The organism is Bradyrhizobium sp. LCT2, from assembly GCF_009931255.1.
In the GTDB taxonomy this organism is placed as follows: domain Bacteria; phylum Pseudomonadota; class Alphaproteobacteria; order Rhizobiales; family Xanthobacteraceae; genus Bradyrhizobium; species Bradyrhizobium diazoefficiens.
Genome location: NZ_CP034432.1, coordinates 3,300,271 through 3,313,712, shown reverse-complemented (window position 1 = coordinate 3,313,712; position 13,442 = coordinate 3,300,271). Strand labels below are relative to the sequence as shown.

12 protein-coding genes and 1 pseudogene are annotated in these 13,442 nt (G+C 64.7%); 2 read left to right on the top strand and 11 right to left on the bottom strand.

Annotated features, from left to right (window positions below):
- Window positions 1-29: 29 nt before the first annotated feature.
- The 4 genes from EI171_RS16040 to EI171_RS16030 form a co-directional block, all read right to left on the bottom strand.
- Window positions 30-968, bottom strand: a complete 939-nt coding sequence (locus EI171_RS16040) for an aldo/keto reductase (RefSeq protein WP_161533910.1) — start codon at window positions 966-968, stop codon at window positions 30-32.
- Between the two features lie 70 nt (window positions 969-1,038).
- Window positions 1,039-1,569: a hypothetical protein gene (locus tag EI171_RS45700; RefSeq protein WP_246740557.1), complete on the bottom strand. Its 531-nt coding sequence runs from the start codon at window positions 1,567-1,569 to the stop codon at window positions 1,039-1,041.
- Complete coding sequence (locus tag EI171_RS45695; RefSeq protein WP_246740556.1) at window positions 1,563-2,534, bottom strand: MFS transporter; 972 nt, start codon at window positions 2,532-2,534, stop codon at window positions 1,563-1,565. Before EI171_RS45695 ends, EI171_RS45700 begins: the two co-directional genes overlap by 7 nt.
- A complete protein-coding gene (locus tag EI171_RS16030; protein ID WP_011088998.1) occupies window positions 2,531-3,673 on the bottom strand; it encodes an HlyD family secretion protein in 1,143 nt (380 codons plus the stop codon). The genes EI171_RS45695 and EI171_RS16030 overlap by 4 nt, the downstream gene beginning before the upstream one ends.
- A 143-nt stretch (window positions 3,674-3,816) precedes the next feature.
- Here EI171_RS16030 and EI171_RS16025 point away from each other — a divergent pair, with 143 nt between their 5' ends.
- Window positions 3,817-4,458 (top strand): TetR/AcrR family transcriptional regulator, encoded by a 642-nt coding sequence (locus EI171_RS16025; RefSeq protein ID WP_060912643.1) that lies wholly within the window; start codon window positions 3,817-3,819, stop codon window positions 4,456-4,458.
- A 178-nt stretch (window positions 4,459-4,636) separates the two neighbouring features.
- On the opposite strand, the gene msrA is transcribed toward EI171_RS16025, so the two are convergent.
- The 7 genes and pseudogenes from msrA to EI171_RS15990 all read right to left on the bottom strand — a co-directional run bounded on the left by msrA (window position 4,637) and on the right by EI171_RS15990 (window position 10,271).
- Window positions 4,637-5,152, bottom strand: coding sequence for a peptide-methionine (S)-S-oxide reductase MsrA (msrA, locus tag EI171_RS16020; protein WP_161533908.1), 516 nt, complete (start codon window positions 5,150-5,152; stop codon window positions 4,637-4,639).
- 29 nt (window positions 5,153-5,181) lie between these two features.
- Entirely contained in the window at window positions 5,182-5,622 is a 441-nt protein-coding gene (locus EI171_RS16015; RefSeq protein ID WP_011089001.1) for a cupin domain-containing protein, read from the bottom strand.
- A gap of 21 nt (window positions 5,623-5,643) precedes the next feature.
- Complete coding sequence (locus EI171_RS16010; RefSeq protein WP_011089002.1) at window positions 5,644-6,066, bottom strand: OsmC family protein; 423 nt, start codon at window positions 6,064-6,066, stop codon at window positions 5,644-5,646.
- 206 nt (window positions 6,067-6,272) lie between these two features.
- The gene (locus EI171_RS16005; protein WP_060908435.1) at window positions 6,273-7,121 is read right to left on the bottom strand and encodes an enoyl-CoA hydratase/isomerase family protein; all 849 of its coding nucleotides are present in this window, start codon (window positions 7,119-7,121) and stop codon (window positions 6,273-6,275) included.
- Window positions 7,122-7,192: 71 nt separating this feature from the next.
- Window positions 7,193-8,506, bottom strand: coding sequence for an epoxide hydrolase family protein (locus tag EI171_RS16000; protein WP_161533906.1), 1,314 nt, complete (start codon window positions 8,504-8,506; stop codon window positions 7,193-7,195).
- Window positions 8,507-8,752: 246 nt separating this feature from the next.
- A pseudogene (locus tag EI171_RS15995) lies at window positions 8,753-9,441 on the bottom strand (VOC family protein).
- Between the two features lie 164 nt (window positions 9,442-9,605).
- Window positions 9,606-10,271 carry a sensor histidine kinase gene (locus tag EI171_RS15990; RefSeq protein WP_161533904.1) on the bottom strand — a complete coding sequence of 222 codons (666 nt, stop codon included), beginning with the start codon at window positions 10,269-10,271 and terminating at the stop codon, window positions 9,606-9,608.
- A 326-nt stretch (window positions 10,272-10,597) separates the two neighbouring features.
- On the opposite strand from EI171_RS15990, the gene EI171_RS15985 reads away from it, so the two are divergent.
- Window positions 10,598-13,441 (top strand): winged helix-turn-helix domain-containing protein, encoded by a 2,844-nt coding sequence (locus EI171_RS15985; RefSeq protein WP_161533902.1) that lies wholly within the window; start codon window positions 10,598-10,600, stop codon window positions 13,439-13,441.
- Window position 13,442: the final 1 nt, after the last annotated feature.

Genomic DNA, 13,442 nt, shown 5'->3' with positions numbered 1-13,442 from the left:
CGTCGAGCGATCGCTCCGCACTGCCCGGTTCATCGGGCCCTTGGAATAAATCCGGGCACGCCAGTCTCCACCACTGCGTTGAACCTGACGTTCGTCGTGATCCCGTCTCGTATCTCCCGCATCGCATCCTCGGGCAGAGCCGAGATGTCAAAATTCTCCCGGATTCGCGCGGGATTGGTCGAGGTCGTCAGGAACGCTGTGCCGCGCTGGACGGCCCACGCCAGGCAAACCTGAGCCGGTGTCTTCTGCACGCGCCGCGCGATGGCTGTGATCACGGGATCCTCCAGCACGCGCGGCTCCATGGCATGTCCCAACGCCGCGAACGCCTGGAGCACGATGCCATGCTCGCGACAGAAGTCGAGCAGGTCCCATTCGGAAAGATACGGATGCGATTCGACCTGCACCATGGCAGGCCTGATCCGCGCGACGGCAACGATCTCGCGCAGCTTCTCCAGGGTAATGTCCGACAGGCCGATCGACTTGCAGTGCCCCTCGTCAACGAGGCGCTCCAGCGCGTGCCACGTGTCCACCAATGTAACGCCGGAATCATAGATGACCCGACCGCTTGCGTCGCGCGGATCCTGCTCGTCACCGGGCTGAAAGGCAAAGGGCGTATGGATGATGTAGCAGTCGATCTCGTCGAGTTGCAGCCGTCGGCGGCTGGCGTCGAAGGCAGGCTTGACCCGCTCCGGCCGATGATTGGTGTTCCATAGCTTCGTCGTCACGAACAGCTCCTCGCGCCGGAGCTTCCCGGCCTTGAAGGCGTCCTGCATCGCATCGCCGACCGCCGCTTCGTTGCGATAGCGCTCCGCACAATCGAGATGTCGAAATCCGGCCTCCAATGCGGCCCTGATGGCCTGCCTGGTCACGAGCGGATCCGGAATGAGCGTGCCAAATCCCACTGCCGGAATCGTCACGGACTCATGAGTTCGAATCCTCGTGTCACGAAGCGAATCGGAGGTCGTCATGGTGATACTCCCTTGTTGTCTGCTCGCCGCCCTAGCGGACGAAGCGATCGAGGTTGGCGGCTCCCCGGCATTAACCGGCAGGCCGTGGCTTGCGGAGAAAGAACACCAGCGGGATCACGACGAGCATGGCGAACATCAGGATCTCGAACTGATCGATGACCGCGACCGTGGCCGCCTGATGCGTGACCATGCCGTTGAGCGCGGCAAGGCTTGGCTTCCCGATCGGGCCCGCGCCATGCGCCGCGACACGGAAAGGCGTGAGATGCTTGGCGAGCGCGACGTGCACGGCCTGGGTGTTGGCATAGAAGAAGAGCTGGACCACCGCGATGCCGATGGTGCTGCCATAAAGGCGCGACAGGTTGATCAGCGCGCCGCCTTCCGGGCGAAGCTTCGGATCGAGCGTGCCGAACGCGGCCCTCGCGAGCGCCGGCAACAACATGCCGAGACCGGCACCCTGGAGCATGCCGGCTTCGACCACCGGCCGCCAATCCATCGCCGGCGAATAGCCGAGCATCAGCCAATTGGCATAGACCACCAGCGCCATGCCGCCCATGAGGAACGGCCGGTAGTCGACCTGCCCCGGAACCAGGCTCGTCAGCACCAGCGCTCCCACCAGCGCCACACGCGCGGAATGGTCATGTAGCCCGTGGTGTCGACGGGATAGTTGAGCAATTCCTCCAGCATCGGAGACGTCAACGCCAGGGTCGGCAGCAGCACGAAGCCAAGCGCGAAGGAGATGACCGTCGAGAGGACGAGATTGCGATCCCTGAACAGCGCCGTGCGGAGAAAATGCTCCCGGGTCGTCAACACGTGCACGCTGAAGAGATAGAAACCCAGGACCGAGGCGACCGCCTCGGCCCAGATCTCCGTCGAGGCAAACCATTCGAGGCGCTCGCCGCGGTCCAGCAGCATCTGTAGCCCGATCATGCCGACGGAAAAGGTCGTCAGGCCGAAGAAGTCGAAGGGCTGGCTTCGCTCGGCCCGCTTCTCGCTCAGCAGCGAGGCCATCGTCATGAAGATGAAGGCCGTCATCGGCAGGCTGACATAGAAGATCGACGCCCAGCCGTAGTATTCACTGAGCCAGCCGCCAATGGCGGGGCCGGTGCTGATGCCGAGCAGGGAGCAGACCGTCGATGCCAGGCTCATGCGCGCATGCCGCGCCGGCGGCGTCACCTCGAGCAGGATGGCCAAGGAGAGCGGCGCGAGCGGTCCGCTCGCCGCGCCCTGGAGGATCCGCGCCAGCACGAACTGGATCGACGTCGTTGCCAGCGTGTCGAGGACAAGACCGAACGTGAAGATGGCGAGGGCAGCCTGATAGACCGCCTTGCGGCCATAGCGGCCCGCGAGCCACTGCGTGATCGACATGGTCACGGCACTTGCCGCGATATACGAGGAGAACACCCAGCCGACCTCGTCATTCGCCATCGAGAGCGTCGCCTGAATGTGCGGCAACGCTGCATTCGGTATCGAGATGTTCACAGCCTGCATGTAGATCGCGATAAGGGCCGCCGCGGAGATCGCACGATGGTCGCCGGCCGCGCCGGTCGATGGGACGGTCGTGCTCATTTGACCTCCGTCGCGAGCGCGCCTTGGAGCAGATGCGGCCAGCTGCGGCGGTGGCCGGTATCGACCCGCGCCGTCACGCTGATGCCGGAGAACAACGGCCGGGTCGGATCGAGATCGTCGAGCTCGAGGCGCACCGGCAGCCGCTGCACGACCTTGACCCAGTTCCCGGTCGCATTCTCCGGCGGCAGGACCGAGAAGTCCGACCCGGTGCCGGGACTCATGCTGACGATATGCGCCCTGAACTTGCGATCCGGATAGGCATCGACGTCGATCGTCGCCTCCTGGCCCGGACGCATGTGGGTCAGGCCGGTCTCGCGAAAATTCGCCTCGATCCAGATGTCCCGGCTGGACATCAGCGAGAACGTCGGCGCTCCCGCGTTGACGAAGCCCCCGATCTGCAAGTCGTCGACCTTCGTCACGATACCGTCGTCGGGCGCAATCACCGTCGCGTAGGAGAGATCGAGCCGCGCCCGGTCGAGCTGGGCTCTTGCCGCACGAACCGTGGGATGACGATCGGCATCGATATCGGGATCGCCGTTGAGCGCGACGACCGTGTTGGCAATCTGCTGTTCGATCGATGCCATGCGGTGGCGGGCGACCTTGAGATCGGTCTCGGCCCGCTCATAGACCGCACGCGGCGTGAAGTCGGAGGCAACCAGCATCTTCTTGCGATCGAACTCGCGTTCGTCGAAGGAAGCCGATTCCCTGGCCGATTGCAGCTCCGCCTGCTGCTGGCGGTGGGTCGCCTTGAGCGAGTCGATCTGGAGTCGCGCGCTGCCGAGCCGCGCCTCGGCCTGATCGACCGCAATCTGATAGGGCTCGGGATCGATCCGAAACAGGACCTGCCCCCGTCGCACGCGCTCGTTATCGCGCACGGCGATCTCGACCGCCTGGCCTGACACCCGCGCGTTGATGGTCACCTTGGCGGCACGCACGAACGCGTCGTCGGTCGAGACATATTGTTCCTGCGCAAGATACATGAAGGCGCCGAACACGGCGACCACGGTCGGCAGCGCGAGCATCAGGGGCCGGCGCAGCCGCCGGCCGAGGTCCGCTCCGAACAATGGCACAGCCCCCTCGCTCCCGCGGAAGCTGCGATCGCCCAACCAGCCGGCGATTGGCGCAAAGTTCAAACGCATCGTGAGCCCTCGTCTTATCTTTTTTACTAACGTGCGTTACAAATATTGTACTGCAGTGCCGCTATCAAGACGCGCGGCCATTGATTTTTATAACGGTCCATACAAATATATGTGTGGAACAGTACAACCAGGATTTTGGCGACATGGCACGGAAGAAGAGCGAAGCGGGCCCGGCGCGCCGCGGACGGCCGCCCGCCTATGACGCAGAGACGGCCCTCAAGCGAGCGACGGAGACGTTCTGGAGAACCGGCTACTCCGGCACGTCCCTGGACAAGGTCGCCGCCGCGACCGGCATGAGCCCACCGAGCCTCTACGCCGTGTTCGGCAACAAGCACACGCTCTATCTCGAAGCGCTCGCGCGCTATTGGGAGATAAGCCTTGCCGCAACGCGTGAGGCCCTCGCGGGGGACCATCCCTTGGACGAAGCCCTGATGCTGGCCTATGACGCAGCGCTGTCGATCTATTTTTCCGGCAAGGGAACCGCGCGGGGCTGCTTCGTGGTGGGAACCGCGGTGACCGAAGTCGCAGAAGATACGGCGATCCGGAACAGCGTAGCTGCGGGATTGCGCGCGATTGACGCCGATTTCGAGGCCCGCTTCCGCCTTGCCCAGGACAAGGGCGAACTGAAGCGTGATGCCGATCCGGCAGCGCTTGCAATCCTCGCCTCTGCCACGATGCATACCATCGCCATTCGCGCTCGCGCCGGCGCCCGCCGCGCCGAGCTAAGGGAGCTTGCCCGGAAGGCCGTGGACGTGATCTGCGGATGCCGGGCAGATGCGCATTGAGCCGCGAGGCGTTCTCGGGATCGAAAACCTGCGTGCCGGTGACGGTCGGGAGCAACTCTCCCGCACAATGAAATGACGACAACCGGCACATTTGCATTCCTCGTCAATAGGCGGCTGCCGTCGCGAGCGGTCCGCGCGCAAGACCCAGCCTCTCCCCGGCAATACGTGACGATGCGATCTAGCCTCCCGCAGCCGCCGCCCGCCGCGGCAGCTTCCAGCCGGGCCGGATGAAGTGACAGGTGTAGCCGTCCGGATAGCGCTCGAGATAATCCTGGTGCTCCGGCTCGGCCTCCCAGAAATCGCCGGCGGGCGTGACCTCGGTCACCACTTTGCCGGGCCACAGATGCGAGGCCTCGACGTCGGCGATCGTGTCTTCCGCGATCCGCTTCTGCTCGTCGCTCGTCGTGAAGATCGCGGAGCGATAGCTCGTGCCCCAGTCATTGCCCTGACGGTTGAGCGTGGTGGGATCGTGGATCTGGAAGAAGAACTCCAGCATCGTCCGGTAGCTCGTCTTGGCGGGATCGAAGATGATCTCGATCGCCTCGGCGTGCCCCTCGTGATTGCGATAGGTCGCGTTCTTGACCGCACCGCCGGTGTAGCCGACGCGAGTCGAAATCACCCCGGGCTGCCTGCGGATCAGATCCTGCATGCCCCAGAAGCAGCCTCCGGCCAACACTGCGCGCTCCGTCGTCATTTGATGCTCCATTCATTCAGTCGAGATATTCAGCGCTGGTCCGCAGCCGCATGCAAGCGCGGATCATCATGGTCATCGTGATATTCGAGGCCCAGCGGACCGATGGCGGAAACCTGCGTGACGTATTCGCCTGATTTCGCCCAGTGATAATGCCAGGTCTCGCCGGGCAGCACGATGACGCTGCCCGGCGGATAGGCCTTGACCTTGTCGCCATCAAAACGCTCGCCGAGCCCGATATAGAAGACACCCGACATGACCGTGTAGATGCGGTCCTCAGGATGCTTGTGCGGCATCAGCCTAGTGCCGCCGGGCACCTTCACCCGGACCACGTAAGGTCCGGGCTCGGCGGGATGGCCGACCATGACGGCGAGGCGCGCGCCGGATGGAAACGCCGGGAACGGCTGCCACGCGATATCCTCCGGCAGGATCGCGCGGAACCTGTCTTCATCCGGCTGATGTTGGCGAGGCATGGTGCTGCTCCCTCTGTTCGGTCAGATCAGCTTGGCGTCGAGCGTGATCGCCGCGTTGAGCACCTTCGACACCGGGCAGTTCTTCTCGGCCTCGCCGGCGATCTTGGCGAAACCTGCGTCGTCAAGGTTCGGCACCTTGGCGCGCAACGTGAGCGCCGACTTGCTGATCTTGAAGCCCTTGCCTTCGGGCTCGAGCGTAACCGCGGCCTCGGTCGAGAGCTCGTCCGGCGTGAAACCGGCAAGCTGAAGACCGAAGGCCAGCGCCATGGTGAAGCAGCCGGCATGGGCCGCAGCGATCAACTCCTCGGGATTGGTGCCCTTCTCGTTCTCGAAGCGTGTCTTGAACGAATAGGGCGTCTCGGCGAGCACGCCGGATTCGCTCGACAGATGGCCTGTGCCATCGCGGCCGGTGCCCTTCCAGACTGCTGTTGCTTTGCGGATCATCTCAATTCTCCTTGTTGGGTTTAGCGCCGGCGCTCGGTACCGGAGGAAAGCGACATTGGCACGACCGCCTGTCACCATTCCAACCGGCCGAACGCCGCAGCGGTTCCGTCGGAGCCCCGTTCCGATGGAATCGGAACGGCGCTCCGGATTCTTGTTTTGACGCGTTTTCTTCACGCGAACCGGTATCCACTTCGTTCGAAAACGCTCTAATTTCCGATCTGTCCGACGTGGAAGCCGAGCCGGTTCTCGACGTCGCCGGCGCGATGGAAGCCGCGCGCCATCAGCGCCTTGATACGGGCCTGGCTTGCCGGGCGGCCAAGCGCGGCCAGGAACGCATCCCACTCGGGCTTGATCTCGACATCGGGCGGAAGACTGGCGACATCGACCAGGCGCTTGGTCTCGGCAATAGCCTCCTTGTCGAACGACGCGATACGCATGGCGAGCGCCTCGACGAAGCCATCGAGCTCGGCATCCGGCAGCGACCGGTTCACATAGCCGTAGCGTTCGGCGAGATCGCCGCGAATGTCGTCGGCGCCGAGCAGCACTTCGAGCGCACGGCCGCGGCCCATCAGGCGCGGCAGCCGCGCCATCGGTCCGCCACCGGGCACGAGGCCCGCACCGACTTCCCATTGCGACAGGATCGCCTTCTCGCGGCTGGCAAAGCGCATGTCGCTGGCAAGCGCGAGCTCGCTGCCGACGCCGGTGGCGCGGCCCCGGATCGAGGCAATGGAAACCACCGGCGCACGACTGAGACGCACCAGCATGTCGGGCAGCGCCTGGAGACCGGTCGGCCCGGGCGGGATGCCCAGCGAATCCTCCAGCGGCGCGAGGAAGTCGTAATGCGTGATGAAAAAGCCGTCGACGGCACTGTCGAACACGACAACCTTGACTTCCGGATCGGTCTCGATCGCGGTGACGATGTCGCCCAGCAGCGGAAGCTGCTTCGGGCCGAAGATGTTCACCGGCGGCATATCGAAGGTGACGCGCCAATATGACGGCAGGCGGCGCTCCAGGCGGATGTCCTCGGTCGTGAAGGTACGTTCGGGGCGGTTCATTGTTTGCACTCCTGATATGGTGTCGTTCAAGGACTGGGACACGCGCCGGGTGCGCGCGTCCCCCATGCGGTTCAGATCGACTGGCGCAGCGGGCGGAAGGCGGTGCGCATTTCCGCAGAGAACAGCGCGGGCTGCTCCCAGGCGGCAAAGTGGCCGCCCTTGTCGAGCCGGTTGTAGTGCATCAGCTTCGGGTAGGCCTTTTCGGTCCAGCTGCGCGGGGCGGCATAGATCTCGTCCGGAAACACGCTGACGGCGACCGGGATATTGATGTGCTTGGGCTCGAAGAACACCAGCTTGTTCTCCCAGTACAGTCGGGCCGACGAGACCGCGGTGTTGGTGAGCCAGTACAGCGTGATGTTGTCGATCACATCGTCGCGCGACAGCCCTTCCGCCCCGCCGTCGAACACCCGCGCGATCATCGCAGCGCTGCGCGCATCGTGGTCGAGCATCCAGGACGCAAGGCCCGCCGGCGAATCCACGAGGCCATAGAGCGTCTGCGGCCGGTTCGACATCTCGATCGCGTAGCCGAGACCGTGCTTGTAGAAATCGTCGAGCTGGTCGTAGGCAATGCGCTCTTCGGCCGAGAGGTTTGACGGGCGCGTTCCGCCGGGCTGCAGCGCCTTGGCGATGTCATCAGGAACCGTGGCGGGCATGTTGGTGTGAATGCCGACCAATTCCGGCGGCGCGATCACCGCCATCTGCTCCGTCACCGCATTGCCCCAATCACCGCCTTGCGCGACGTAGCGATTGTAGCCAAGCCGCTTCATCAGCACGATCCAGGCACGCGCAATGCGCTGTGGATCCCAGCCGAGCGTCGTCGGCTTGCCGGAGAAGCCATGGCCGGGCAGCGAAGGGATCACGAGATCGAACGCGTCCGCCGCCTTCGCTCCATGCGCGGTCGGATCGGTCAGCGGGCCGACGATCTTCATCTGCTCGATGATCGAACCCGGCCAGCCATGCGTGACGATCATCGGCAGCGCATTCTCGTGCCTGGAGCGGACGTGGATGAAGTGGATGTCGACGCCGTCGATCTCGGTGACGAATTGCGGCAGCGCGTTGAGCCGCGCCTCCACCTTGCGCCAGTCATAATCGTTCTGCCAGTAGCGCACGAGCTGCTGGACCGTGGTCAGCTGCACGCCCTGCGACTGGTCGGCGACGATCTCGCGATCGGGCCAGCGCGTTGCCGCGAGGCGCCGGCGCAGATCGAGCAGATCCTCCTCGGGCACGTTGACGTGGAAGGGGCGGATCGCGCCGCTCGCCGCCGCCTTTGCCGGACGGAGCGGCAACAGGCTCGCAACGCTGGCGGCGACCGCTGTCATCGCGGCCTGGCCCAGCAATTGACGGCGGTCGGGGTTGAGGATGTCGGCGCGTGCTTGCGTGGTCATGTTGGATCTCCCTTGCTTTGGTCGGCACCGTTGACCGAATTCGAAATCGAGACGTCGGTTCGTCGTGCAAGGAGATTGGCGCAGGCACTTCCGATTTGCTCGTTATGGATTGTTAGACCGCGTTAGCCGTTGCGAGTCTGCGCGCTAGAGGCCAGCGATCGACGATTCCGCGATGGGCGCGATACAACGCAACACGGCGTGCGATGACCAAGTCATCGCGCGCCGTGAATGGAGGATGCAGCAACTTCAGGACGGCAGCGGCTGACCGGCCTGTTCGCGCACGATGTAGTCGGCGTACCAGTCCGCCCAGTTGTCGTCGTGTCCGCCGGTTCGCTTCTCATGCTCGCCATGCGCCACCGCCGCGCGGCGCAGTGCCGCCGCCAGATCGCTTTGCGAGGGGAAATTCGTGCCGTCTGCCGCGATGCGTCCGGGCAGTCGTGTGGTGATCTCCTGGAACAGCCAGCCATTGCCGTCGGGATCGCTGAACGAGGCGAAGGAGCTGTAGCTGCCGCGCTTCGGGTCAACACCGCTGACCCGGATACTGCCGAACAGGTACGGCTCGTCCGGCCCGGCATGAACATCGCCGCCGCCGTGGAACGGCTCGCTGACCGCGATGCCCCGGCCCAGCAGATCTTGTCGTGCCGCCTCCAGATCGGAGACGATCAGATACAGGCGCGCACCGAGCCGGGCGCTGCCGCCGTGACGTTCCTGCCGAAGATCACCGAGCAGGCCGAGCCCGGCGGCGTGAACTGGATCACGCGCCAGTCGTCGCCAGAGGAAAAATCGGCGTCCAATCGCCAGCCGAGTCGCATGTAGAACGCCTTGGCGCGGTCGACGTCGGACACCGGGATCACGACGACCTCGAGCTTCAGATCAACGCTGCGCGACGGCGAGGGTCTGGTCCCGGCTTCGCGATCGATTTCGAGTGTAGCCATGTCGAACTCCCTGATGTGAGGCGCGGGCTCTCAACCGAACCCATTCTTTCCAGGCTCAACTTTGCTTTGCAGGCTCAACTTTGCGCAGAACGGCGAATGTCGCTCGTTCTCGAATGCCTGCTTGAATGCTTGGGCTCGTTAGCGGTTCCGGACACAGTCGAACTTCAAGCAGCCGGCATCACGATGGTTACCCGCGTGCCGCCCTCCCCCGCCTCGCCATGCAACCGCGCGTGGATGCTGCGTGCGAGCCCTTCGAGAATGCGGATGCCGGTGCCCTGAAGCGGCCCGGTGGCGCCGATCCCGTTGTCGGCCACCGTGCAGACCCAGGCGCCGTCGCGGTTGTCCATGTCGATGCGGATCAGTGCCCCATTCTTGTTCGGGAAGGCGTGCTTTGCCGCATTCGTGACCAGCTCCGTCAACATCAGCGCGAGCCGATGACATTGCGATGCCGGCAGCACGCCGCTCTCGATCGCGGCCTCGCAGCGGACGCCCGCCGGCTCCAGCACCGCTTCGGAGAGCGCTCCGCAGAGATTTTCGAAAAAAGCCCCGACGGGGACGGCCGAGTCATCGTCGTTGTCGGACAGGAGCTGATAGAGCCTGCCGAAAGCAACGACGCGCCGCTCGAACCGATCCACCGCAAGCGACACGTCCCTGGTGCCGGCCCGCGTGAAGTCGCGACGGACTGACGCACCCAGCAGCGTCAGCGTGTTCTTCATGCGGTGATGGGACTCCCGCAGCACGAGTTCCCAATCACGCGACTGATCGTCAAGGCTGGCGACAAATTGAGATCGAACGGCAGTGGCGTCCGACATGGAGCCGATAACGGACATGATAGCCTCCCATTGGAATAGGACCTAACTCGGAAGCCATACTGGATGCATCGCGCGCGTTTTGCCCGTTAGACGTTGCAAGATTCTGTTATGATCGACGCATCACAAACCGGCAGCGGAGGCCGTCGTCGCGACGGTCAAGCCTGCTGACGATTTGTCGCAGTCGCGTCATAAACCGCTCGCGTTTAAGCAAAATTCGCGACGGGTATCCCGCCTGCATTCGGCCGATCCCCACGCGATTTCGCCACTTTCGGTCCGTTTACTGATAACCTCGCTCAGGTAGGTCAAAGCGCAGACGCCAGCCCTTTCACTGGAATCATTGGCCCGTGCCGGACACTAACGACCAGGATTCGACCATTGCCTTCGGTCCATTCCGGCTGCTCGCAAAGTCGCGGCTGCTGGAGAAGGACGGCGCCCCGCTTCACCTTGGCGGCCGCGCACTCGACATTCTGATTTTCCTCGCCGAGCGCGCCGGCGAGGTCGTTGACAAGCGCGAGTTGATCAAGCGGGTCTGGTCCGGCGTGACGGTCGACGAAGGCAGCCTGCGCTTCCACATCACGACGCTGCGCAAGGCCTTAGGGGATGCCGGCGAAGGTGCCCGCTACGTCGTCAACGTCCCCGGACGCGGCTATTGTTTCACCGCCCCGCTGCTTCACCCTGCGCCTTCGGAGAGCCGAACGAGCCCGCCTGTCTCGTCGCCCCACGCGCTGCCCTCACCGCTTGCGAGGATGATCGGGCGGGACGAGGCCGTCGAGAAGATTTCGGCCGAGCTTGCCCTGCATCGCTTCATCACAATCGTCGGCCCCGGCGGGATCGGCAAGACCTCGGTCGCACTTGCCGTCGCGCATGGCGAGCTCACGGCCTTCGACGGCCAGGTGAGCTTCGTCGATTTCGGAGCGCTGACGGATGCCCGGCTCGTTCCCGGAACGATTGCGGCAACCCTGGGCCTGACCGTCAATTCCGACGACCCGATGCCGGGCCTGCTGGCGTTCCTGCGCAGCCGGCGGACGCTGCTGGTCTTCGACAGTTGCGAGCACATCCTCGACGAGCTCGCACCGGTGGCCGAGCGGCTCGTCCAGGAGGCGCCGGAGCTGCATATTCTCGCCACCAGCCGCGAATCCTTTCGCAGCGAAGGTGAGCGCGTCCATCGGCTGTTTCCGCTGGATTGCCCACCAGAGCGCGACGGGCTCGGCATCGCCGACATCCTTGCCTATCCCGCAAGCCAACTCTTCGTGGAACGCATTGCCGAGAGCCTGAGCGAATTCGAGCTCAGCGAGGAGGATGCGCCGCTCGTCGCCGATATCTGCCGGCGGCTGGACGGCATTGCGCTGGCGATCGAGCTCGCGGCCGGACGTGTGAACGCCTACGGCATTGCCGGGACCGCCTCGCTGCTGGACAGCCGCTTCTCGCTGCTGTGGCGGGGACGGCGCAGCGCAATCCCGCGGCACCAGACCCTGAGCGCCGCGCTCGCCTGGAGCTACGATTTGCTGCCGGCAGCCGAAAGCGCAACGCTGCGCGGATTATCGGTATTCGTCGGGCCCTTCACCCTGGAAGCCGCGCTTGCCGTCGCGTCCTGCCAGGGTATCGGCGAATCCGAGGCCGTCGAAGCCATCTCGAACCTGCTCTCCAAGTCCCTGATCGCGACCTCGCCCGCGGAGCGGCGGCTGCGCTATCGCCTGCTCGACACCACCCGCACCTTCGTCGCCGGCAAGCTGGTCGAGAGCGGCGAAGCGGCCCGCGTCGCGCGTGCCCACGCCGAATATTTCCGCGATTTCCTGCACGACATCGCGCTCAAATCCACGGGCATGCAGAGCGCGGGCGGCTTCCTTCCCTATGCCGACCACCTGCCCAATGTGAGGGCCGCGCTGACCTGGAGCTTCTCGGATGTCGGCGACCGGACGATCGGCGTGGATCTGGCGGCCTCAGCGGCCCAGTTCTTCCTCGAGCTGACATTGCTGACGGAATGCTACCGCTGGACACAACAGGCGCTTGTATCTCTCGATAAGGGCGTGATCGACAGCCGCCAGGAGATGACGTTGCAGGCCGCGCTCGGCGTCTCCGTGATGTTCACGCAGGGCAATACGGAGGCGGTCCGCTCCGCCTTCACGCGCAGCCTCCAGCTTGCCAGAGAGCTCGAGGACCTGCACTGGCAGCTCTGGCTGCTGCGCGGCTTGCACATCTACCTGACCAGGGTCGGAGATTTTCACGGCGCGCTCGGAACCGGCGAGCAGGGCGAAGGCGTCGCGCGGAAGCTGAATGATCCAGCCGCCACACTGAACGTGGAATGGATGCTCGGCGTCGCCCACCATCTGATCGGCAACCAGGACAAGGCCGTGCAGTTCTGCGAGAGCGCGATGGTGCACAATCCCGGCTCGCAGCGGCTGAACATCGGCCATCTCGGTTATGACGACCGCATCGTTGCACTGGTGGCGCTGGCGCGCGGGCTCTGGCTCACCGGCCGGCCCGATCGGGCCGTCGAGGCGGCCAGATACACGGTGCGCGAGGCCGAGCTGCTCGAACAGCCGCTCACCCTCGGCATTTCCCTGATCTGGACCATCTACGTGTTCCTCTGGGTGGGCGACTGGGCCAGTGCCGAAAGCCTGATCGAGCGGCTGATCGACCATTCGGCGCGGCACTTCCTCGGCCCCTACCACGCGGTCGGCATCGGCCAGAAGGGCGAGCTGCTGCTGCGCCGCGGCGACGTCGCCGGCGGGATCGAGCATCTTCGCCGCAGCCAGGCTACGCTATACGCCACACGGCACCGGATCATGACGACGGTGTTTGCGACCGCGCTTGCCGAGGGTCTCGTGGCGCAGAACCAGCCCGATGAGGCCTTGCGTACGATCGATGAGGCCATCGCCCAGATCCCCGAGCACGGCGAATCCTTCGACATGCCGGAGATGCTCAGGGTCAAGGGCGACATCCTGGCCGGGTCGGGAAATGCCGCGGGGGCCGAGAATTACTTCCGGAAATCGCTCGATCTATCACGCCGGCAATGCGCGCTCGGCTGGGAGCTGCGGGGGGCGATCAGCCTCGGCCGCGTCTGGCGTCATGCCGGAAAGGCCGGCGACGCACGCGATCTGCTCGCGCCGCTCCTCGCGCGGTACCAAGAGGGCCTCCAGACCCGTGATCTCGTCGCCGCCAGGGAGCTCCTGGGCGCGCTGAATTGAG

What these genes read in the sequence shown, in the direction of transcription:
- EI171_RS16040 (WP_161533910.1), bottom strand. Translation starts at nt 968, where the DNA reads ATGACGACCTCCGATTCGCTTCGTGACACGAGGATTCGAACTCATGAG.
- EI171_RS45695 (WP_246740556.1), bottom strand. Translation starts at nt 2,534, where the DNA reads ATGAGCACGACCGTCCCATCGACCGGCGCGGCCGGCGACCATCGTGCG.
- EI171_RS16030 (WP_011088998.1), bottom strand. Translation starts at nt 3,673, where the DNA reads ATGCGTTTGAACTTTGCGCCAATCGCCGGCTGGTTGGGCGATCGCAGC.
- EI171_RS16025 (WP_060912643.1), top strand. Translation starts at nt 3,817, where the DNA reads ATGGCACGGAAGAAGAGCGAAGCGGGCCCGGCGCGCCGCGGACGGCCG.
- msrA (WP_161533908.1), bottom strand. Translation starts at nt 5,152, where the DNA reads ATGACGACGGAGCGCGCAGTGTTGGCCGGAGGCTGCTTCTGGGGCATG.
- EI171_RS16015 (WP_011089001.1), bottom strand. Translation starts at nt 5,622, where the DNA reads ATGCCTCGCCAACATCAGCCGGATGAAGACAGGTTCCGCGCGATCCTG.
- EI171_RS16010 (WP_011089002.1), bottom strand. Translation starts at nt 6,066, where the DNA reads ATGATCCGCAAAGCAACAGCAGTCTGGAAGGGCACCGGCCGCGATGGC.
- EI171_RS16005 (WP_060908435.1), bottom strand. Translation starts at nt 7,121, where the DNA reads ATGAACCGCCCCGAACGTACCTTCACGACCGAGGACATCCGCCTGGAG.
- EI171_RS16000 (WP_161533906.1), bottom strand. Translation starts at nt 8,506, where the DNA reads ATGACCACGCAAGCACGCGCCGACATCCTCAACCCCGACCGCCGTCAA.
- EI171_RS15990 (WP_161533904.1), bottom strand. Translation starts at nt 10,271, where the DNA reads ATGTCCGTTATCGGCTCCATGTCGGACGCCACTGCCGTTCGATCTCAA.